At 71.9% G+C, this 20024-nt stretch carries 18 protein-coding genes; 7 read left to right on the forward strand and 11 right to left on the reverse strand.

From position 1 onward, the window contains the following. Window positions 1-6: 6 nt before the first annotated feature. The gene (locus ACIQWA_RS04960; RefSeq protein WP_402478242.1) at window positions 7-1212 is read right to left on the reverse strand and encodes an acyl-CoA dehydrogenase family protein; all 1206 of its coding nucleotides are present in this window, start codon (window positions 1210-1212) and stop codon (window positions 7-9) included. An 89-nt stretch (window positions 1213-1301) separates the two neighbouring features. On the opposite strand from ACIQWA_RS04960, the gene ACIQWA_RS04965 reads away from it, so the two are divergent. After that, window positions 1302-1841 carry a GNAT family N-acetyltransferase gene (locus tag ACIQWA_RS04965; RefSeq protein WP_402478245.1) on the forward strand — a complete coding sequence of 180 codons (540 nt, stop codon included), beginning with the start codon at window positions 1302-1304 and terminating at the stop codon, window positions 1839-1841. Window positions 1842-1937: 96 nt separating this feature from the next. Further along, window positions 1938-2252 (forward strand): hypothetical protein, encoded by a 315-nt coding sequence (locus ACIQWA_RS04970; RefSeq protein WP_360229911.1) that lies wholly within the window; start codon window positions 1938-1940, stop codon window positions 2250-2252. A 93-nt stretch (window positions 2253-2345) separates the two neighbouring features. Here the strand turns inward: ACIQWA_RS04970 and ACIQWA_RS04975 are convergent, their stop codons facing one another. Both ACIQWA_RS04975 and ACIQWA_RS04980 read right to left on the reverse strand, forming a co-directional pair. Then, window positions 2346-2654, reverse strand: coding sequence for an AzlD domain-containing protein (locus tag ACIQWA_RS04975; protein ID WP_402479672.1), 309 nt, complete (start codon window positions 2652-2654; stop codon window positions 2346-2348). Continuing rightward, a complete protein-coding gene (locus tag ACIQWA_RS04980; protein WP_402478249.1) occupies window positions 2654-3409 on the reverse strand; it encodes an AzlC family ABC transporter permease in 756 nt (251 codons plus the stop codon). The genes ACIQWA_RS04975 and ACIQWA_RS04980 overlap by 1 nt, the downstream gene beginning before the upstream one ends. Window positions 3410-3581: 172 nt before the next feature. On the opposite strand from ACIQWA_RS04980, the gene ACIQWA_RS04985 reads away from it, so the two are divergent. Further along, window positions 3582-4172 carry a helix-turn-helix domain-containing protein gene (locus tag ACIQWA_RS04985; protein WP_402478251.1) on the forward strand — a complete coding sequence of 197 codons (591 nt, stop codon included), beginning with the start codon at window positions 3582-3584 and terminating at the stop codon, window positions 4170-4172. Window positions 4173-4382: 210 nt separating this feature from the next. Here ACIQWA_RS04985 and ACIQWA_RS04990 read toward each other — a convergent pair whose 3' ends face one another. Both ACIQWA_RS04990 and ACIQWA_RS04995 read right to left on the reverse strand, forming a co-directional pair. Next, entirely contained in the window at window positions 4383-6263 is a 1881-nt protein-coding gene (locus ACIQWA_RS04990; RefSeq protein WP_402478254.1) for a cholesterol oxidase substrate-binding domain-containing protein, read from the reverse strand. A gap of 235 nt (window positions 6264-6498) precedes the next feature. After that, entirely contained in the window at window positions 6499-6822 is a 324-nt protein-coding gene (locus tag ACIQWA_RS04995) for a hypothetical protein (protein WP_402478257.1), read from the reverse strand. A 130-nt stretch (window positions 6823-6952) separates the two neighbouring features. Here ACIQWA_RS04995 and ACIQWA_RS05000 point away from each other — a divergent pair, with 130 nt between their 5' ends. After that, entirely contained in the window at window positions 6953-7687 is a 735-nt protein-coding gene (locus tag ACIQWA_RS05000) for a carbon-nitrogen hydrolase family protein (RefSeq protein WP_402478260.1), read from the forward strand. Window positions 7688-7826: 139 nt separating this feature from the next. Further along, window positions 7827-9233 (forward strand): class II fumarate hydratase, encoded by a 1407-nt coding sequence (locus tag ACIQWA_RS05005; protein ID WP_402479674.1) that lies wholly within the window; start codon window positions 7827-7829, stop codon window positions 9231-9233. Window positions 9234-9348: 115 nt separating this feature from the next. On the opposite strand, the gene ACIQWA_RS05010 is transcribed toward ACIQWA_RS05005, so the two are convergent. The 5 genes from ACIQWA_RS05010 to ACIQWA_RS05030 form a co-directional block, all read right to left on the reverse strand. Then, the gene (locus ACIQWA_RS05010) at window positions 9349-9819 is read right to left on the reverse strand and encodes an SPW repeat protein (RefSeq protein ID WP_360245872.1); all 471 of its coding nucleotides are present in this window, start codon (window positions 9817-9819) and stop codon (window positions 9349-9351) included. 190 nt (window positions 9820-10009) lie between these two features. Then, complete coding sequence (locus ACIQWA_RS05015) at window positions 10010-11956, reverse strand: TniQ family protein (protein ID WP_402478262.1); 1947 nt, start codon at window positions 11954-11956, stop codon at window positions 10010-10012. Window positions 11957-11959: 3 nt separating this feature from the next. Continuing rightward, on the reverse strand, window positions 11960-13243 hold the full coding sequence (locus ACIQWA_RS05020; RefSeq protein ID WP_402478265.1) for an AAA family ATPase: 1284 nt from the start codon (window positions 13241-13243) through the stop codon (window positions 11960-11962). After that, complete coding sequence (locus tag ACIQWA_RS05025) at window positions 13240-15474, reverse strand: transposase (RefSeq protein ID WP_402478267.1); 2235 nt, start codon at window positions 15472-15474, stop codon at window positions 13240-13242. Before ACIQWA_RS05025 ends, ACIQWA_RS05020 begins: the two co-directional genes overlap by 4 nt. Continuing rightward, the gene (locus ACIQWA_RS05030; protein WP_402478270.1) at window positions 15471-16307 is read right to left on the reverse strand and encodes a TnsA-like heteromeric transposase endonuclease subunit; all 837 of its coding nucleotides are present in this window, start codon (window positions 16305-16307) and stop codon (window positions 15471-15473) included. The genes ACIQWA_RS05025 and ACIQWA_RS05030 overlap by 4 nt, the downstream gene beginning before the upstream one ends. 198 nt (window positions 16308-16505) lie before the next feature. Here ACIQWA_RS05030 and ACIQWA_RS05035 point away from each other — a divergent pair, with 198 nt between their 5' ends. Together ACIQWA_RS05035 and ACIQWA_RS05040 are read left to right on the forward strand one after the other, a co-directional pair. Then, window positions 16506-17072: a PadR family transcriptional regulator gene (locus tag ACIQWA_RS05035; protein WP_360245869.1), complete on the forward strand. Its 567-nt coding sequence runs from the start codon at window positions 16506-16508 to the stop codon at window positions 17070-17072. 245 nt (window positions 17073-17317) lie between these two features. Beyond that, a complete protein-coding gene (locus ACIQWA_RS05040) occupies window positions 17318-19018 on the forward strand; it encodes an acyl-CoA dehydrogenase family protein (protein ID WP_402478273.1) in 1701 nt (566 codons plus the stop codon). Between the two features lie 127 nt (window positions 19019-19145). On the opposite strand, the gene ACIQWA_RS05045 is transcribed toward ACIQWA_RS05040, so the two are convergent. Further along, window positions 19146-19841 carry a response regulator gene (locus ACIQWA_RS05045; RefSeq protein ID WP_402478277.1) on the reverse strand — a complete coding sequence of 232 codons (696 nt, stop codon included), beginning with the start codon at window positions 19839-19841 and terminating at the stop codon, window positions 19146-19148. Window positions 19842-20024 lie beyond the last annotated feature (183 nt).

Consider the following 20024-nt stretch of genomic DNA (forward strand, 5'->3'; position numbering starts at 1 on the left):
GGCTCGTCAGCGGTAGGCGGACTCACCGGTGATGGCCTCACCGAGGACCAGGGTGTGGATCTCGCTGGTGCCCTCGTAGGTGAGCACCGACTCCAGGTTGTTGGCGTGCCGCAGCACCGGGTACTCGGTGGTGATGCCGTTGGCGCCGAGGACGGTCCGGGCGCTGCGGGCGATCTCCAGCGCGGTGCGCACGTTGTTGAGCTTGCCGAAGCTGACGTGCGGCGGGCGGGCCGCGCCCTCCTCCTTGAGCCGGCCGATCCGCAGGGCCACCAGGTACGCCTTCTCCACCTCCAGCATCATCTCGACCAGCTTCTGCTGGGTCAGCTGGAAGCCGGCGATCGGGCGGTCGAACTGGATCCGGCTCTTCGCGTAGTCCAGGGCGGCGGTGTAGCAGTCGCGGGCGGCGCCGACGGTGCCCCAGAGGATGCCGTAGCGGGCCTCGTTGAGGGAGGAGAGCGGGCCGCGCAGGCCGGTGACGCCGGGCAGTACGGCGTCGGCGGGCAGCACCACCTCGTCGAAGGCCAGCTCGCTGGTGACGGAGGCGCGCAGGGAGAGCTTGCCGTGCACGTCGGTCGCGGTCAGGCCGCGGGTGCCTCGCTCGACCAGGAAGCCGCGCACGCCCTCCTCGGTCTGCGCCCAGACCACGGCGACGTCGGCGATGCTGCCGTTGGTGATCCACATCTTGCTGCCAGACAGCACCCAGTCGCCGCCCTCGCCGCCCTTGCCGCCCTTGCCGCCCTTGCGGACCGCCCGGGTGCGCATGTTCGCCGGGTCCGAGCCGAAGTCGGGCTCGGTGAGGCCGAAGCAGCCGATCAGCTCACCCGCCGCCATGCCGGGCAGCCAGCGCTGCTTCTGCTCCTCCGAGCCGAAGGCGTGGATCGAGCGCATCGCCAGCGAGCCCTGGACCGAGACGAAGCTGCGCAGCCCCGAGTCGGCCGCCTCCAGTTCCATGCAGGCGACCCCGTACGCCACCGCGTCGGCGCCCGCGCAGCCGTAGCCGTCGAGGTGCATGCCGAGCACGCCCAGCGCGCCGAGTTCGGGGGCGAGTTCGCGGGCCGGGAAGACACCGCGCTCGAACCAGTCGCCGATGTGCGGGCGGATCCGCTCCTCGGTGAACCGGCGGACGGTGTCGCGAACCAACCGCTCCTCGTCGGTCAGGAGGTCGCCGACCGCGAGCAGGTCGGCCGGGTCGATCCGGGTCGGCTTCGGCATTGAAGCTCCTTGTAGTCTCGGCGGGACATCGGCGAGTATTCCGCAACCCGCCCGGTCAGGGACCGACGGGAGCGAGTGAGGAAGGCGACATGTCCGGCACCGGGTACGTGGTCGACGAGGTGACGGCCGAGGAACTGGACTCCTCGGTGGCCGAGTTCGCCGGGCTGCTGACGGAGACCGTCGACGGCGGTGCCTCGGTCGGCTTCCTCGCCCCGCTGGAGCCGGGCGAGTCCGCGGCGTGGTGGCGGGCGCTGGTCCCGGAGCTCGCGGCCGGACGGCTGGTGCTGTGGACCGCCCGGGCGGCGGCCGACGGGCGGCTCGCCGGGACGGTGCAGCTGCGGCCGGCCACGACGGCGAACGGGCGGCACCGGGGCGAGGTGGCCAAGCTGATGGTGCACCCGGCGGACCGCGGGCAGCGGCTGGCCGGGCGGCTGCTGGCGGCGCTGGAGGAGCGGGCGGCGGGGTCGGGGATCCGGCTGCTGGTGCTGGACACCGTGACGGGCAGCCCGGCCGAGCGGATGTACGAGGCGGAGGGCTGGACCCGGGTCGGCTCGGTGCCCGACTACGCGGCCGACACGACCGGCGTGCTGCAGCCGACCACCATCTTCTTCAAGTCGCTGGTGCGCTGACGGATCGGGCGGGCCGACGGGGAACGGCCGATTCGAGCGCGTACGGCCGGTACGAACCCGAACGGCCGCTACGGAACACGGAAGGGGAGGCGGGACATGGCACGTTGGGCGCTGGTCGTCGAGGAGACGGTGGGCATCGGCAAGGACCGGACCTGGGGCAACAAGGTGCTCGGCGAGGTCGAGGGCACCCGGGAGGAGGCCGTCGCGGAGCTGCGGCGGATCGTCCCGACCTACACCCCGGAGCACCCCATGAGCAGCCGGCAGCAGACGCTGCTGCGGGACGGGGACACCTACCTGCTGATCTCGCGGGGGAGCATGCGGGACTACCACTGCGTGTTCAAGGTGTGGGAGCTGCTGTGGGACAGCAAGCGGCCCGAGGTGCAGGCGGAGCGGTTGACGAGTGACGACTGACAGATGACAGCGAACAGATAACAGATTTCGAAATCTGTTATCTGTTCGCTGAATACTGTCAGCCGTTTGCCGTCCGCCGTGCTCGGCCTGCCGTCACCCCACCCCGCACAGCCTCAGCACCGCCGCCGTCGCCGCCCCGGCCACGACCACCAACGGGAACGGTGCCCGGCGCCAGGCGAGCACACCCGCGACCAGCACCCCCGCCGGGCGGGCCCACCCGGCGAAACCGTGCCCCTGGGTCAGCGCACCGGTCGCCACCAGCGCGACCAGCAGCACCGCCGCCGCGACGGCCAGCAGGTGCCGGATCCGCGCCGAGAGCGCGAGCCGGTGCCCGAGCAGCGGACCGGCCACCCGGTAGGCGTACGTCCCGGCGCCCAGCAGCAGGATCGCGTACAGCGGCATCATCGGGCCTCCTCCTTCATGGCCGCCGGGGCGGCCTCCTGCTCCCCCGGTTCACCCAGTTCACCCGGTGCCCCTAGCCCGGGCCCCGGTCCGGGCCGCCCGGCGAACAGCAGCCCGACGAGGGCCAGCAGCACCGGCAGCCCGCCCGGCACGAAGGGCGTGGCCGCGACGGCCACCACCGCACCCACCACCGCGGCCGTACGAGTCGCGCGGTCGGCGAGCGAGGGCAGCACCAGCGCGAGCAGCACGGCCGGGAAGGCGGCGTCCAGCCCGAGCGCGTCGGTGTCCCCGATCAGCCCGCCGGCGAGGCCCCCGAGCAGCACCGCGACGTTCCACACCACGAACAGCGAGACCCCGCAGACCCAGAACGCCGCCCGGCGGCGGCGCGGTTCGTGCTGCTGCAACGCGAAGGCCGCACTCTCGTCGGTGAGCATCTGCGCCCCGAACAGCCTTTGCCACCAAGGGCCCTGGAGCACGTCGGCGACCGCGAAGCCGAACGGCAGCAGCCGGGCATTGAGCACCAGACCGGTGGCGACGGCCGCGAGCACGCCTCCCCCGGAGAGCACCACGCCGACGGCCGCGAACTGCGAGCCGCCCGCGAAGACCAGGACGGACAGGGCGGTCGGCACCCAGAGCGGCAGGCCGCCGGACACGCTGATCGCGCCGAAGGAGGCGCCGACGAGCGCGTCGGCGACACAGACCAGGGCGATGTCGCGGAGGGTCGCATGTTCGAGTGTTCGGAGTAGCGAACGCATGTTCATCAGAGTGAACCCAGAGTCGTCGTTCGTCAAGGCGAACGGAAGGACCGGTGTGACGAACGTCCTCGAGGCCCGTAGCCCGACCCCCGGAGGCCGGCCGTGGCAGCATGAACGGCACCACCAGCGGGAAGCCGACCGAAGGAGCCTGGAGAAAGCGTGAGTGGCGAGCATGAGTGACCGGACCACCCGGCCCGAGGGCGCCAACGGCTCCGGCACGGAGCTGATCGGCCAGATCGCCGCGTCCATCCGGCGCGAACGCGAACGCAGCGGGCTGTCGATGGCCGAGCTGGCCCGCCGCGCCGGCATCGCCAAGTCGACGCTCTCGCAGCTGGAGTCGGGCGCGGGCAACCCCAGCGTGGAGACACTCTGGGCACTGGGGGTCGCGCTGAACGTGCCGTTCAGCCGACTGGTCGACCCGCCGCGCCCCACCGTCAAGGTGCTCCGAGCCGGCGAGGGTCCGGTGACCCACTCCGAGCAGGCCAACTACGCGGCCACTGTGCTCTCCTCCTGCCCGCCGAACGCCCGGCGCGACATCTACCGGATCGAGGCCCAGCCGGGCGACACCCGGGCCTCCGAGCCCCACATGCCCGGCACCGTCGAGCACGTGCTGATCGGCTCGGGCCGGGCCCTGGTCGGCCCGACCGAGACACCGGTCGAACTCGGCCCGGGCGACTACATCAGCTATCCCGGGGACGCCCCCCATGTGTTCCGCGCACTGGCCCCGGACACCCTCGCGGTGATCGTGATGGAGCACATCTGACGCACCGCCGCCGGCTGCGGCGACTGACCCCCAGCGGGTGGCGACCGACGGGCAACGGGTAGCGGGTGGCGGCCGCGAACAGATGACAGCAAACAGATAACAGCTGACAGATTTCGAAATCTGTCAGCTGTTATCTGTTATCCGTTCGCTGTCACCCGCCGTCCGTCAGCGCCGGCCGCCCACCGCCGCCTCCCGACCCGGAGGCCCGGGCTACCTCAGCAGCCCGTCCAGGAACGGGTTCCCGAACACCCGGTGCGGGTCGTACCGGTCGAGCGTGGCGACCGCCTCGTCCCAGCCGGGCCCGCCCCCGGCGCGCAGGCTGTCGGGAATGACCCGGCCGATCAGGTCCTGGTCGGACCAGGCGGCGTCCGCCGTGTACGCCCACCCCTTGGACCACTCGACCCGCATCCCGGCCCGGGTGCCGTCGAAGGTACGCAGCAGCCACTGCTCCAAGTCCCGGGCGAAGCGCTCCAGTCCGGGCGTGCCGGGGAAGGCGAGGACGTCGAGCCAGACCGCGGTGTCCCACTCCGGGCGGTCCACCCGGGGGCGCAGCGCGGACAGCAGCGGGGGCCGGGCACCGGGGACGCCGGAGTAGGACGGGTCGTCCAGGCCGGTGACCCGGATCTCCACCGCGCCGTTCACCGGGAACTCGCCCCTGGCCTGGTACTCGCCGAGCAACTGCCGGTAGTAGGCGGCGAATTCGCTGACCACCCACTGCAGGTCGGCGCGCTTGGTCAAGATCGCGTAGCCGTTGGCGGTGACGCGCAGCGTGGTGGGCCGGACGTACTGCAGCAGGGCGCGCGAGGGGCCCCAGAGGTCGGAGCGCAGACCGCCGGCGAGCAGGTGGGTGATCAGGTCGCCGGTGAGCAGGTCGCGCAGCAGTCCGCCGGAGAGCAGGACGTCGGTGAGGTCGCCGGTGAGCGCCACCTTGGCGATCAGGTACTGGAGTTGACCGAACAGCGGGGCCGATCCCCAGGCGCCGGAGACGATTTGGCCGGCCAGTCGGGCGACCGGTTCCGGAATGCTGTCCGAGAAAGGGTAGTTGTAGGGCTGGTCGACGGCCCGGGAGGCGAGCGGCTTGCTCGGGGCGACGGTCCAGGTCTTGAGCCATGGGTAGTCGGTGTAGGCGAACCAGATCGCCTCGACCCGGCCGTCGCGCTCGACGAAGTCGGCGAGGGTGCGCGGGCCACCGCCGCCACCCAGGACTCCGCCCAGCACTCCGCCGAGCAGCCCGCCGCCCCCGGTGGCGGTGCCGGGGCGGGCGAACAGGTCGCTCGCCGGGATGTCCAGCCGGCTGACGCAGCGCAGCGGGCGGTCGGCTCCGACGCGCAGCACGACCTCGGTGAGGAAGGCGCGGCCCAGGTGCACCAGGAACGCGGCGCTGTCGGCCTCGGCGCGGTCGAAGGTGCGCAGCGCGTAGCGGCCGGTCGCCGGGTCGAGGACGACGGCGGTGAGCTTGACCACCTGGTTGCTGACCGAGCCGTAGCCGTGCCCGTCCGGGCGCAGTTCGCCACCGGCGCCGGTGGCGGTGCCGTGGCCGCCGATGGCGAGCACTCCGCCGACGGTGAGGTCGCCCGGCGCAGGGCAGGCCGTCAGGCCGAGGCCCCGGTCGGACAGGTGGGCGAGCAGCGCCTCCATGCTCGCGCCGGTCTGCGCACGCACGGTGGTGGGCGAGTCGGCGGTGATGGCGGTGAGGTACCGGTTGGTGTCCACGAGCAGGACCCGGGCGTCGGCCGGGGTCCCGTTGGCGACGGTGAGCGGCGCCCAGGTGTGCCGGTAGCCGGTGGCGCGAAGCCGCCAGCCGTTGGCGTGCGCCCAGTCGGCGAGGGCCGGGACCTCCTCGGGGGTGCGTGGCGCGCAGGTCCACAGCTGGTCGGTGCGGATCTCGCCGGACCAGTTCTGGAACACCCGCTGGTACAGCTCGGTGCCGGCGGGAAGGCCGGGCGGTACCGGCGTGGCGGCCTCGGCGCCGTCCGGGCCGATGGTGCCGCGCAGCAGCCAGGCGGTGGCGCCGAGCGCCGCGGAGGCGCCGAGCAGTTGCCGCCTGCTCAGGCCGCGGTGGGTGTCGTTGCCGTCGTGTTCTGTGGTCATCCGGTCCGCCCCCTGCATCGGTTCCCCGGGCCGGATCGCGGCGCTCCGGGGCGGTCGGCATCCGCCTGACCCGGTCAGGAGCGTACGAAGTGCCGTACGACAGTTTGAAGCGTTCCGGCCGGGATCTCACTCGTTCGAGTGATCATGGCGCGAACGGGCGAGACCCGTCCACTGTCCACTCCGTCCGCGCCGAGCTGCCCCGGCGGTAGTCGCGCCGCCTCCGGCCGGGCCGGGTTCAGCGTGGCGCCGCGAGGGCGGCCTCCGCGTAACGCTGCCACCGGTCGGCCGCCGTACCGGGCAGGCAGACCCAGTCCTTCATCGGTCGCCCGCCCGCCGGGTCGAACAGGTGCGCCCCCGTCAGGGCGAGCGCCTCCGCGTGCTCCGCCGATTCCCGGCCGAGCCGGCAGACAAGTTCGTCCCCGTGCAACCCGGCGAAGGCCTTGCCGTTGGTGTCCTTCAGACAGGGCATGCCGAACATCTTGGAGCGGTGGGCGCCCCGGGGCGCCAGTTCGTCGGCGATCGCCTCGTAGCGGGTGGCGGCGGCATCGTTGCTGTTCATGCCGCCATGGTGGGGTCCGGTGTGGCGGGCGTCCAGCCCGGCCGGACCGGGTTCCCGGCCCTTGCCAAGCTCCTCGGCGGCCGCATAGGTTGATCTTGACCCCCGCCCCCACCTGCCCGGAGGCCCCGCCATGCCCTCGTCCGCGCCGCTGACCGTCACCGTGGCCCAGCCCCTCTGCGCCGAGCGCGGCCGCCCGGACACCCTGGCCGTCAACGTCGAGCGGCACGCCGAGGCCGTCCGGGCGGCGGGGACCCGCCTGGTGGTGTTCCCCGAGCTGTCGCTGACCGGCTACGACCTGGCAGCCCCCGCCGTCGACCCGGCCGACCCGCGGCTCGCCCCACTGGTCGAGGCCTGCGCCGCCACCGGCGCCCTCGCGCTGGTCGGCGCGCCGGTAGCGGAGGCCGACGGGCACGAGTCGATCGCCACCCTGGCGGTCACCGGCGAGAGCGCCACCGTCGTCTACCGGAAGATGCGCCTGCACGGCGAGGGCGAGCCCGACCGCTTCACCCCGGGCGAGAAGCCCGTCGTGCTGGAGCTGGACGGGCTGCGGCTGGGCCTCGCGGTCTGCGCCGACGCCGCCGACCCGACGCACGCCGAGGAGACCGCCGCGCTCGGCATCGACGCCTACGTCGCCTCCACCCTGTACGGCCCGGGCGCCGCGCAGGCCGAGCGGCGGGACGAGCACTGCCGGGCGCGCGCCACCGCGCACGGGGTCTGGGTCGTGCTGTCCACGTCCGCGGGGTCCACCGGCGAGTACCCGGACAGCTCGGGCGGTTCCGGGATCTGGGCACCCGACGGGTCGTCCGTCGCCCAGGCCGGCACCGAGCCGGGCGCGCTGGTCCGCGCCGAGCTGCCCCGGCGCTAGCCACGCCCACGCCGCACATCGCGTCCCGGATCGGAGATCGCCGGCCCCGGGTGGAAATACCCGGGGCCCGCGCGCGGCTGTCGTGATCGGAAGTCCCGTGACCGGGCCTGACCGGCCCGTACAGGAGGTGCAGCGCGCGATGGGTGACGAGCGGGAGAAGCCGCAGGAGTACCGGACCGAGCACGACTCGATGGGCGAGGTGCGGGTGCCGGCCGCCGCGAAGTGGCAGGCGCAGACGCAGCGGGCGGTGGAGAACTTCCCGGTGTCCGGCCAACGGCTGGAGCGCGCGCACATCGCCGCGCTGGCCCGGGTCAAGGCGGCCGCGGCGCGGGTGAACGCCCGCCTCGGGGTCTTGGACGAGGAGACGGCCGGGGCGATCGCGGCGGCCGCCGAGGAGGTCGCGGAGGGCCGCTGGGACGACGAGTTCCCGGTGGACGTGTTCCAGACCGGTTCGGGCACCTCGTCCAACATGAACGCCAACGAGGTGATCGCCACCCTGGCCGGCGAACGGCTGGGGCGGCCGGTGCACCCGAACGACCAGGTGAACGCCAGCCAGTCGTCCAACGACGTGTTCCCGTCCTCGATCCACATCGCCGCCACCGCCGCCGTCACCCACGACCTGATCCCGGCGCTGGAGCACCTCGCGGAGGCGCTGGAGCGCAAGTCGGTCGAGTTCGCGCAGGTGGTCAAGTCCGGCCGCACGCACCTGATGGACGCCACGCCCGTCACCCTCGGCCAGGAGTTCGGCGGCTACGCGGCCCAGGTGCGGCACGGGCGGGAGCGGCTGCTGGCGACCCTCCCCCGGGTCGCCGAACTGCCGCTCGGCGGAACGGCGGTGGGCACCGGCATCAACACCCCGCCCGGGTTCCCGGCGGCCGTCATCGAGGAGGTCGCCCGGGCCACCGGGCTGCCGCTGACCGAGGCCCGAGACCACTTCGAGGCGCAGGGTGCGCGGGACGCGCTGGTCGAGCTGAGCGGCCAACTGCGCACGGTCGCCGTCGGGTTCACGAAGATCGCGAACGACCTGCGGTGGATGGGCTCCGGCCCGCGCACCGGCCTCGGCGAGATCAACCTGCCGGACCTCCAGCCCGGTTCGTCCATCATGCCGGGCAAGGTGAACCCGGTGCTGCCCGAGGTGGTGCTGATGGTCGCCGCCCAGGTGGTGGGCAACGACGCGACGGTGACGCTGGCCGGCGCGAGCGGCAACTTCGAGCTGAACGTGATGCTCCCGGTGATCGCCCGCAACGTGCTGGAGTCGGTGCGGCTGCTGGCCAACAGCGCTCGACTGCTGGCGGACCGGACGGTGGACGGGATCACCGCGAACGTCGAACGGGCCCGCGAGTACGCGGAGTCCTCGCCCTCGGTGGTGACACCGCTGAACCGGTACATCGGCTACGAGGAGGCGGCGAAGGTCGCCAAGCAGGCGCTGGCGGAGCGGAAGACCATCCGTCAGGTGGTGTTGGAGCGAGGGTACGTCGAGCGGGGCGCGCTCACCGAGGAGGAGCTGGACCGGGCGCTGGACGTGCTGCGGATGACGCACCCGTAACCGGTCGGGCCAGACGGGGTCGGGCGTCGGGCCGGGTAGGGCCGGGCCGGTCGGTGCGCCGGGGCGCGGCGGGCACGAGTGCCCTCCGTGCCCCGGACGCGGGCTGCGGGGAAGGTCAGCCCTTGGCGCGGCCGGCCCGGCCGAGCCGCATCGCTGCTCCGTTCGACGTGATCGTGGCCATCGAGAGCGCCGCGAGTCCGAGCAGGAACATCACGGCACCGACGATGACGCAGGTGACGATGTTCTTGCCGTGTGCGACGGACCCTGAGACGGCCCAGGGAGAGATGATCGTCCAGATGCCGAGCGCGGCGGCGGCCCAAGCCCTCGCGTGGGTGCGCTCGTAGGCCGAGCCGTAGCCGGCCATCAGGGCCGTGTAGGCCAGCCCGACGATCAGGCAGGTCACGGTCAGGGTGCTGAACGCGGTGAAGCCGACGATCCACGGCGATGCCGCGAGGAACAGACCGGCCAGAACGGCCAGGGCTTCGACGCCCTGGGCGCGGGGGGTCGAGGTGACCCGCTCGTAGTGTTCCCGGAGTTCGACGATGTCCGGGTGGTGCTCCATGCCTGCCGGCACGTGGGTTGCCACCGATACCACCTCCTGTGGTTCGGGACCATTGAAAGGGGCAAGCCCCGTACCTATTCTGGCGCTTCTCCAAGGTTTTGCACCTGATAGTCCGGAATGACCGATAACCATCCGATCACGCCGGTTGTGACTCTCGCCGCTAGTTGGCGGAGACCATAGGCATGCGCGCAGGTGGCTGGGTGCTTTGGCAGCACTAGTTGGCGGTTCCTGTCGGCGGTAGTTGGCGGACGTTCTTCGTATTGATTACGGACGGTAGTCGCTTAAGGGGGGCTGCGGTGGTGAGCTCCTGGGCGTGATCGTTCAGGGCTTCGCGAAGTGCTGTGTAGTGGCGATCACGTCGGGTGTCGATGATGCAGAGAAGCGCGTGTTCGATGCTCGTCTTGTTGACGATGGTCCCGGCCGGGTCCAGCGGGGGCTGGAAGATCGGTGCGTGTGTCCATTCGCCGCTCGTGGCCTTGGCCCAGATGTAGGCCGAGGCGCATGTGCGGTGCAGGTCAGGGCCGTAGTGAGGCCGCGCCGAGGTTGCCGGGGGCAGTTGCGCGGTGAGGTTCTCCCAGTCGGGTGGGCGAAGGTGCCATGAGCCCAAGCGTTGGCGTCGTTCGTGGTAGTCGACCGGGTCGGGCAGCTCAGCGATGTGCCGGGCGAGGGCTTCGAATGCTTCCGGCAGCTTCTCGCTGATATGCCTCTGCATCCAGGGGTGGCCCGCTGTCGGCATGAGGCTCAGGAACCGGCCTCGGATACGGTCTCGTGGGAGTCCAAGGAAGCGTGCGGCGTCGGCCGCGGTGGTCCCGTCTGCGGCTTGGACGAGCAGGATCGCCGCAGCTCGGCGGAACTGGGTTCGAACGCTTCGGATCTCCTTCGGGGCGCCGTTGGCCACCAGGATGTCCAGCCATTCACGAGGGAACCGCTGGGGGATGTGCTCGGGCCGGTAGCCGCGCTGGCGAACGGGGATCAGCAGGGTTGCGTTGGTCTCCTGGACCGCGGGGGAAAACTGGCGCTGAACTGCCTGCTGGAGTTGCGTCCGAAACTGCGGTGAGCAGTCCTGTCGGACATGTTCCCAGGTCCGGCCCCATCCGGACCCGTCGACGTGGAAGCCTATGCCCGGCCGGCGGCTGAGCGCCTGGCGGAGCTGGGGAGCAGGGAGAGTGCGGAGAGCGTCCGCGAGCCGAAGTATGCATGCCGCGGCCGCACTGGTGGTTGGAGCGCTTCCCCACCGGCCCCCGGTGCTCGCAGTGTTCCTGTTCCTGTGGTGGAGGGCGGGAAGGGACTGCATGACCAGGTCGATCTCTTCCCGCGAAACCTGCGAGTCGAACGAGGACCACGGCCAGGCCGAGATGACCAGCGCGGCAGCGGCACGAAGATCGGCAAATGCCTGGAACGACCGGACGGGATCGCGGTCATCGGAGAGCAACTCCAACAACTTGACCTGGAGGGCCGCCTGCTCCGGAGTGAGCGCCGCAGTCGTGTTGTCAGCCGAGTCGAGTCGGGTCCCGCAGACCGGGCCGTGCAGCGACATCTCCGTTGTGTTCCGGCATTGAGCAGGATGCAGGACCTGCCGACCCGGGCCCATGATGAGGTCCGGAGTGTTGGTGGTCCGGGTCCTCCCGCTCAGCGCCTGGAGGCGGCAGCCCGGGCAGGTATCCGCGAGCAGGCGGTTATGCTCCAGGCAGCCGAAGACGACCGGCAGGCGCCATTCGAGCTTCCAGGGGCCGCCGTGTCGGAGCTGGATGTCGCTGCCGTCACCCGCGAGGCATTGCGGGCAGTAGCGACTGGAGGCCGGCAGGACCCACTCGCGGTTCAGGAACGGGCGCCGGAAGCTCTGGTCCGGCCGGCCGACCGCGTCGGCGATCGGCGGGTAGTGGGCGGCCCAACGGCGGAGGGTGAGCCGGTCGACCTCCTCCTCGCTCAACCGGGTCGCCCGAGCGAACCGGGCCCGGACATCGGCTTCGAGCACAAACAGCTGCATGGCCGACGCCCGGGAGGACCACCCTCCGCCGGTGGTGCCCAGGCCAGTGCATCGGACGACCAGACCCGGCCGCAGATCCAGCAGGTGGGAGAGCCGCAGAACGAAGCCGGGCAAACTCTCGCCCGGCAGCGGATCCAGGCTCCGGGGCAAGGCGGCCGGGAAGCGGTCGTCCACCAGTCAGGCCCCCTTCTGCGCGACCGGGCCGGTGTCGTCGAAGACTGTGTTGCGCCCGCGCCGGCCCGACCCTGCGGATTCCCCCTTCCGGCCCGCCGCCGCGACGGTCGGGGGCGCCGTCGCCGGGATCTGGGGGACTTCGCCGGCCGCCGGGTCACGGTCCGGGTCGTCCAGGCTCAGGACGATCCCGTCGAGCAGTTGCTCGTCGATCAGCTCCCTGCCGCTGTCCATCGCTTCCTGGGCGCCATCCTCGGTCAGGCGGTTGAGCAGTCCGACGACGCCGCCGGTGCGGCGCATGAGGTATTCGGGCATGCCGCCGCCGGTCAGCATGCCCGGGACGGCGTTGAACAGCCGCAGACCGGATTCCAGGCCGACGAGGTGGTCGTGGAACGCCTGGATCTGGGCGGGGGTGGTGTAGCGGAAGCGGTCCAGTTCGACGAAGTCGAACCGGCGCTCGGTCTGGGTGACCTCCAGGCCATGGACGCGGCCGCCCGTTGCGGCGGGCATCACCCACTGCTTGCCCCGCTTGTCCCAACTGGCCCGCCGCAATAGGCCGGCCCCGGCGATGTCGACGCCGACCAACACCAGGGTGACGTTCATACTCATGAACGCCCGGACCAGGTCGAAGGCATCCTGATCATCGACGCGGTGCAGCCGCAGCCGGGTGATGTCGTCCAGGATCAGGACCAGGACTCCGTGGTCGTCCAGAGCGGCGGCGACTTGGCGGACAAGCTGGGACAGGGTCAGGCCCTTGGTCGGCGCCCCGAAGAAGCCCAGGATCGCCTCGCAGAGGCCCTTCGGCGTCGCTGTGACGGGCGTCTGGACGTAGGCGACCGGCGCGTGCAGGGCCCGGACGCCCGGCCGGGCGCCGGGGTTCACGAAGCCGTTCATCTCCAGCCAGGTGTCCTCGAACTCCGCCGCGACCTCGCAGACCGTCTCCGTCTTGCCCTGATAGCCCCACCCGCCGACGATCACCCCCGGCCAGGTCGCCGCGGTCCGCTGCAGCGCGTTGCCAAGGATCCTCCGGGACAGCAGCCGGGAAACCTTCAACGCCATCGGCGTCTCCTGAAGGGGCAGGTTGACGTGAGTCGCCGTTCGGTGCAGGTCGTGCAGGGCCCGCCCGCGCGGGCTCAGCGCCCGCCACTGGTCCAGCGTCAGCACCGGTGCGGCTTCGAACGCCCTGCGGTTGGCCCGGTAGTGTTGCCAGCCGTCGAAAGTGTCCCGACGTGGCGGCTTGCCGGCCAGGATCGCGCTGAGCGGGTGCGGCCGCCCGGTGGCGTCGGTCACGAACTCTCCTCCTGTGCCTCGGGGGCGTCGTCGGGCGGCAGAGCGAACAGGCGGCGGCGTCGCAGGCTGTCGCCCAGCCGCGGGGGCGGGGTGGGAGCGTGGACGACGCTCGCCTCCCGGAGCCGGCGGCGCTCGGTGTCGACGGCCGCGTCGACCGCCGCCGCCTCGACGGGCCAGGCCACCACGTTGTCCGCGGGAGACTTCGCGGGTGCCGGTGCGGGCCGGTCGGTCGCGGCGGCCGCGCTCTGGGCGGTGCGGCGCGAGCGGCCGGTCTTCTCCCGCTTGGTCATCCGGGATGGCCACTGCTCGACCGGGATCGCCGAGCCGAGGATCTCCAGCAGGACAGGCAGCAACTCGGCGTCGGTGCGCGGAGAGATCCCGCGAGCACGGACCTCCGCCAGCAAGCTGGATGCGGTCGCATCGGAGAACGCGGGGACCTCACCCTCGGGCGGCAGCCCCGTCCAGCGCAAGGTGTGCCAGCAGCCCGGCTCGTCGGGGTCCTCGAAGAACACCGACCGCCGGTCGCGCCGGTCCGAGCGCACCAGCCAGCCGCCCTTGTGCCGGCCGCCGCGCGCGGACGGCCCGCGAAAGCGATCCTCCTCCAGCACCGGGTGGTGATACCAGAGATTGAGGATCTTCACCCCGCGACCCTGGTGGATCTTGACGTGGTGGCCCCGCAGCAGTTGGTAGTAGAGCTCCGGGTCGGGGATCTCCAGGTCCAGGCCGCCCTGCAGGGCGGCGGCCGCGAACAGGGAGTTCGGGCTGTGCCCCTCGCCCGGGCCCCAGGAGGGCGCGTACTCACCCAGCACGCGGTTCTGCCAGACCTTCACGATCCAGGTCGCGATCACGTGCTCCATCTGCGACATCGTCAGCAGCGCGTCCGCCTCCGGATCGGCGCCCCGGTCGGCGACGTCGGTGCCGGTGAAGCCCAGCAGGTGCTCCAGCAGCAGCGTCTTGATCGAGGAGAACGCCCGCTCGACGGCGGACTTGTCACTCGCCCTCAACGCGCGGGCTGGGAGGATGTTGCAGCCCAACACCCGCTGGGCGTCGACCAGGTGGTGGTTCTTGTAGGGGCCGCCGTGGTCGGTGGTCACCGTCTCCGGCGCGAAGAACGGCAGCGCGGCGACCTTGTGCCCGGCGAACTCCGCGACCACCGAGGCCGGGACGCCAGGGTAGGGCCACTCCATCTCCTCGCCCCAGCCCTCACGCATCGGCAGCGGCAGCATCACGTCCCGCAGCAGCATCGCGATGTCCACCGACGTGTCCGACACCAACGTCAGCCGGAACGCGACCAGCGAGTGCGTGTAGAGGTCCAGCGCAATCGACAGCACCACCGAGACCGGCTCGCCGAACACCGACTCCCTCACCTTCACTGGCAGCGGCGTCGAGTCCAGCGCGACCACCTGGCCCGGCCGGTGGACCACCACCCGCTGCCCCGTCTCCGCGGTCTGCGCGGTGCGGACGTAGCGCTGACGTGCTCCGTCCGGCCCGAACCACTCCCGCCAGACCGCCACGAACGTGTTCCGCGACGGCACTTGCGCGAGCGGGAAGTCCGGGAACACCTCGTTGACGTACTGCTGCAGCAGCCGGTGCCGGGCGGAGAAACTCATGCGCGAGCGCCGCAGCGACTCCTGCCGGACTGCGAAGATCGCCTCCCGGACCTCCCCCGTGACGCTCGGGTGCCCGCCGCCCGAGCGCGTCCACCGTCCGTCCGCGCAGGCCAGTACCAACTCCCGGCCGGCCTTCCCGGCCAGGCGCTCCAGCGTCCGCTCGCTCATGAACCGGATCCCCAGCGCCGCGGCCTCCATCGGCGGCATCGCGGCAACCTCGGCCGCCTTCGCCCGCCTCCGCTCGCCCACCGTCGTGGCCTGCGGGTCATAGCCGGGCCGCGGCTCGCCGGGCAAGGCCATCGACGGGTGCCCGCCCCGGAACCCGGTCTCCGCCTCCAGCACGTGCTCGGCCCGGATCCGGGCCCGCAGCAGCTGTTCCTCAGTCAGATCGTCCAGCACGACACCCGGCCGGCCGCCCCGGACTGGCCCCGCTGCGGGTGCCTGCAGCGGCCGGACACCCGGGTGGTTAACCAGCCACCGCAGCGACCGGCACTCGCGCTCCCCACCCGGGCTGGCCAGCACGATCCGGCCGAGCTGCGGCTCCACCTCCTCGACCGTCCACTCCACCCCGTCGACGTCCAGGGTGACCCCCGGTGCTAGCACCAGGACGCCGCGGCTCACGACCCGCCCCCAGCGGCGGCACCGAGCCAGACCGGCGAGCCGTCGCCCAGCGGTGCGGCCAGGTCGACGCCCAGCCGCCGGTGCCAGAGCAGGTGCAGCGCCTCCGCCCGGGCCGGCAGCGGCCACGGCGTCGACGCGACCAGGTCGCTGAACCGCACCGGCCCCCGCGCGGCCCGCTCCAGCAGCAGCGGCTGCAGCCCCAGCCGGTCCGAACGCGGGCGCCGCCGGGCCGACAGCGCATCCACCACGCCCAGCACGTGCCGCCGCCAGCCCGCCACCACGCTGTAGCGCCACCCGGCACTCGCCGCCGCCTCCCGCGTCGCAGCGAATTTCACCAGGTCCTCGTCCCGGATCAGATCTGCGGGCCGGACGTCCAGCATCCACCGTGTGCCGTCCGGCATCACCGCCAGGAAGTCCGGAACGTGCGCCGACCGCCCACCGACGTGCTCGAAGTCCAACCGGAACGGCTGCGGCATCACCTCCGTTACCCCGACGAAGTCCAGCGCCAGCAGCAACGAGCGCTCCTCCAGCGACTCGAAGCCGTGCATCCGCCCGGTCGACACCAAGAACTCCAGCCCTGGCCGGTGCAACTGCCGCGGCAACCAGGTGAACCGCCGCACCGGCTGCGACGACAACACCTCCACCGAGCCCAGGTCCCGTACCGGCCAGACGACCTGGTCACCGCTCAACGTCCAGGACGTCGCCCACCGGCCCACCCTGCCCCCGTCGAGCAGCAACCGGTCCCGCACAGCCGCGTCACCCGCGTACGGCACCACCAGCGCGTCGAGCTCGCAGGCATCCGAAGGAATCGCCGCCCCGGTATCCACAGCCATGCGCTCAGGACAACAGCTCGCGTACGCGGAAGGGTCTGGATCTTCGAAGATGACCGTAACCCATGGTTACTGATCGCCGCTGTCGCCAACTATCGGTGACATCCGCCCACTATCGCTGACAGTCACACCGGTGACCTGTGTCTCAACACTCCGAGGGCCCATTGCCTATGCAACTCGTTGCATAGCAGGATGCGGGGCATGGCACTGGAGCACGCGATCCTCGTCTCGCTGCTGGAGCAGCCCGGTTCCGGGTACGAACTGGCCCGGCGCTTCGACCGCTCCATCGGACGCTTCTGGACCGCCACCCACCAGCAGATCTACCGGGTGCTGCGGCGGATGGAGGCGGACGGCTGGGTCGCCGCCGAGGAGGTCGCGCAGGACGGCCGCCCGGACAAGAAGGTCTACTCGGCGGCCGGCCCCGGACGGGCCGCGCTGGCCGACTGGCTGCGCGAACCGGTCGAACCGGAGACCGTGCGGCACGAGCTCGCGGTCAAGATCCGGGCCGCCGCCTTCGACGACCCGGCCGCACTGATCTCCGAGGTCGAGCGGCACCGCGAGAGCCACGCCGCCCTCCTCGCCCGCTACCTGCACGGTGAGCAGCGGGACTTCCCCGACCTCACCGCGCTGGACACCCGGCAGGAGCTCCAGCACGTCGTGCTGCGCGGCGGCATCGAGTTCGAGCGGATGACCCTCGCCTGGCTGGACGACGTGCTCGCCACCCTGCGCCGGCTCGCGGAGGACGGACGGGGAAGAGCGGACGAATGACGGCGGACGGACGGCCGACGGACGGACGGTAGGCGGCAGACGGCGGGTAACAGATCACAGATAACAGATGACAGAGTTTGAAATCTGAAATCTGTTCGCTGAAATCTGTCTTCTGAACTCTGTTCGCCGCCGCCCGTTCACCCGCCCGCCTCGCCCGCCGGTCCCCTCCCCTCTCCCCCGCCGCTCCGCTGCACCCCGGCCCACCCCGCCGAGTCCTCACACCCTCGACCCCCTGGGAGCCCCCGATGCTCTTCAACCCGCGCACCTACGACCCCGCGCAGTTCGACGAGCCGACCCGCCGGCTGCTGCGCGCGACCGTCGACTGGTTCGAGTCCCGCGGCAAGAAGGCGCTCATCGACACCTACATCGACCGCGCCTGGTACGGCGACTTCCTCGAATTCGCCGCCCGGGAGGGCCTGTTCGCGGAGTTCCTGACCCCGTCCACGGCCGATGCCGACAAGCGCTGGGACACCGCGCGGATCGCCGAGCTGAACGAGATCCTCGGCTTCTACGGCCTCGGCTACTGGTACACCTGGCAGGTCACCATCCTGGGCCTCGGCCCGGTCTGGCAGAGCGAGAACGAGGCCGTCCGGGCCCGCGCCGCCAAGCTCCTCGCCGAGGGCCACGTGATGGCCTTCGGCCTCTCCGAGCGCACCCACGGCGCCGACATCTACTCCACCGACATGATCCTCACCCCGGACGGCGAGGGCGGCTTCACCGCGACCGGCCCCAAGTACTACATCGGCAACGGCAACGTGGCCGGCCTGGTCTCGGTGTTCGGCCGCCGCTCGGACATCGAGGGCCCCGAGGGCTATGTCTTCTTCGCCGCCGACAGCCGCCACGACGCGTACCACTTGGTCAAGAACGTGGTGAACGCCCAGATGTACGTCAGCGAGTTCCGTCTGGAGGACTACCCGGTCCGGGCCGAGGACGTGCTGCACACCGGGCAGGCCGCCTTCGACGCCGCGCTGAACACCGTCAACGTCGGCAAGTTCAACCTCTGCACCGCCTCGGTCGGCATCTGCGAGCACGCGATGTACGAGGCCGTCACGCATGCCCACAACCGGGTGCTGTACGGCCGCAAGGTCACCGACTTCCCGCACGTGCGGCGGGAGTTGACCGACGCCTACGCCCGCCTGGTGGCGATGAAGCTGTTCAGCGCGCGGGCCGTGGACTACTTCCGCACCGCCTCCGCCGAGGACCGCCGCTACCTGCTCTTCAACCCGATGACCAAGATGAAGGTCACCACCGAGGGCGAGAAGGTCATCGACCTGATGTGGGACGTCATCGCGGCCAAGGGCTTCGAGGCGGACACCTACTTCGACAAGGCCGCCAAGGACATCCGCGGCCTGCCGAAGCTGGAGGGCACGGTCCACGTCAACCTGGCGCTGATCCTCAAGTTCATGGGCAACTACCTGTTCGCACCCGCCGAGTACGCGCCGGTGCCGACCCGGCTGGACGCCGCCGACGACGCCTTCCTGTTCCACCAGGGCCCGGCCCGCGGCCTCGGCGCGATCCGCTTCCACGACTGGCGCGCCGCCTACGACCGGCACGCCCAGCTGCCGAACGTCGCCCGTTTCCGCGAGCAGGCCGACGGCTTCTGCGAGCTGCTGCTCAAGCACGCGCCGAGCAAGGAGCAGCAGGCCGACCTGGACTTCCTGCTGGAGATCGGCCAGCTGTTCGCACTGATCGTCTACGGCCAGCTGGTGCTGGAGCAGGCCGAGCTGACCGGCCTCGACGCCGACGTCCTGGACCAGGTGTTCGACGCGCTGGTCCGCGACTTCTCCGCGCACGCGACCGAGCTGCACGGCAAGGCCTCCACCACCGAGGAGCAGGCCGCCTGGGCGCTGGCCCACGTGCGCCGCCCGGTGGCGGACGCCGAACGCGCCGCGAAGGTGTGGGCCCGGGTCGAGGCGCTCTCGGGCGCGTACGAGATGCAGCCGTGACGCAGCCGTAGGTCCGGCGAGGACCAGTACGACTCCGGGGGTGCCGGTCGGCGGACCGGCACCCCCGGACGTCTCCGACATCTCCGGAGCCCCCGGCCCCTGGACCTCCCCCGTCGGGGCGGCGGGTTCAGCCGTCGCCGAGGCCCATGTCGCGGGCCCGGGCGACCGCCTCCGCGCGGGTGGCGACGTGCAGCTTCTCGAAGATGTGGGTGACGTGGTTGCGGACGGTCTTCTCCGCGACCACCAGCTCCCGGGCGATCCGCCGGTTGTCGTGGCCGCGCGCGACCAGGTCCAGCACCTCGGCCTCGCGGGCGGTGAGGTCGGGGAAGAGCTGCCCGGCCTCGCGCATCTTCGCCCCGGCCAGCAGGGCGGTGATCCGCCCGGCGACCTCTCCGCCGAACACCGCGCCGCCCGCGGCGACCGTCCGGACGGCGTGCAGCACCTCCTCGCGCCCCGCGCCCTTGACCAGGTAGCCGCGGGCGCCCGCCTGGAGCGCGGCGAGCAGGTTGCCGTCGTCGTCCGACATGGTCAGCATCAGCACCGGCGGGGACTGGTCCTGGGTGGCGAGCCGGCGGACGGCCTCCAGCCCGGAGCCGTCGGGCAGGGAGAGGTCCATGATCACCACGTTCGGGCTGTGCCGGGCGACCGCTTCCGGGACGTCGGCGACCCGCTCGGCCTCGGCCACCACGGTGACGCCCTCGGCGCTCTCCAGCGCCGCCTTGAGCCCCTCGCGGAAGAGGGGGTGGTCATCGACGATCAGTACCCGAACGGGCGTGGCCCCGCCCGCCGGGCCTGAGGGTGCGACCAGCTGGTGTTCATCCACCCGGCCGACACTAGCAGCGGCGATCACGTGACTCTCCGTGACATGCCCGGAGGTCGTCCGCACGGCGGCGGTGGCGCCCGCCGCCGTCCCGCCCGGGGCCCACCGCCGTCCCGCCCGGAATGCGTGACCGCTGCCTCAGGCGACCGGGACACCGGGCCGACCAGACTGGGAGCGAACGCCCTG

Origin of the sequence: Kitasatospora sp. NPDC098652, from assembly GCF_044760155.1 — a bacterium.
Taxonomy (GTDB): domain Bacteria; phylum Actinomycetota; class Actinomycetes; order Streptomycetales; family Streptomycetaceae; genus Kitasatospora.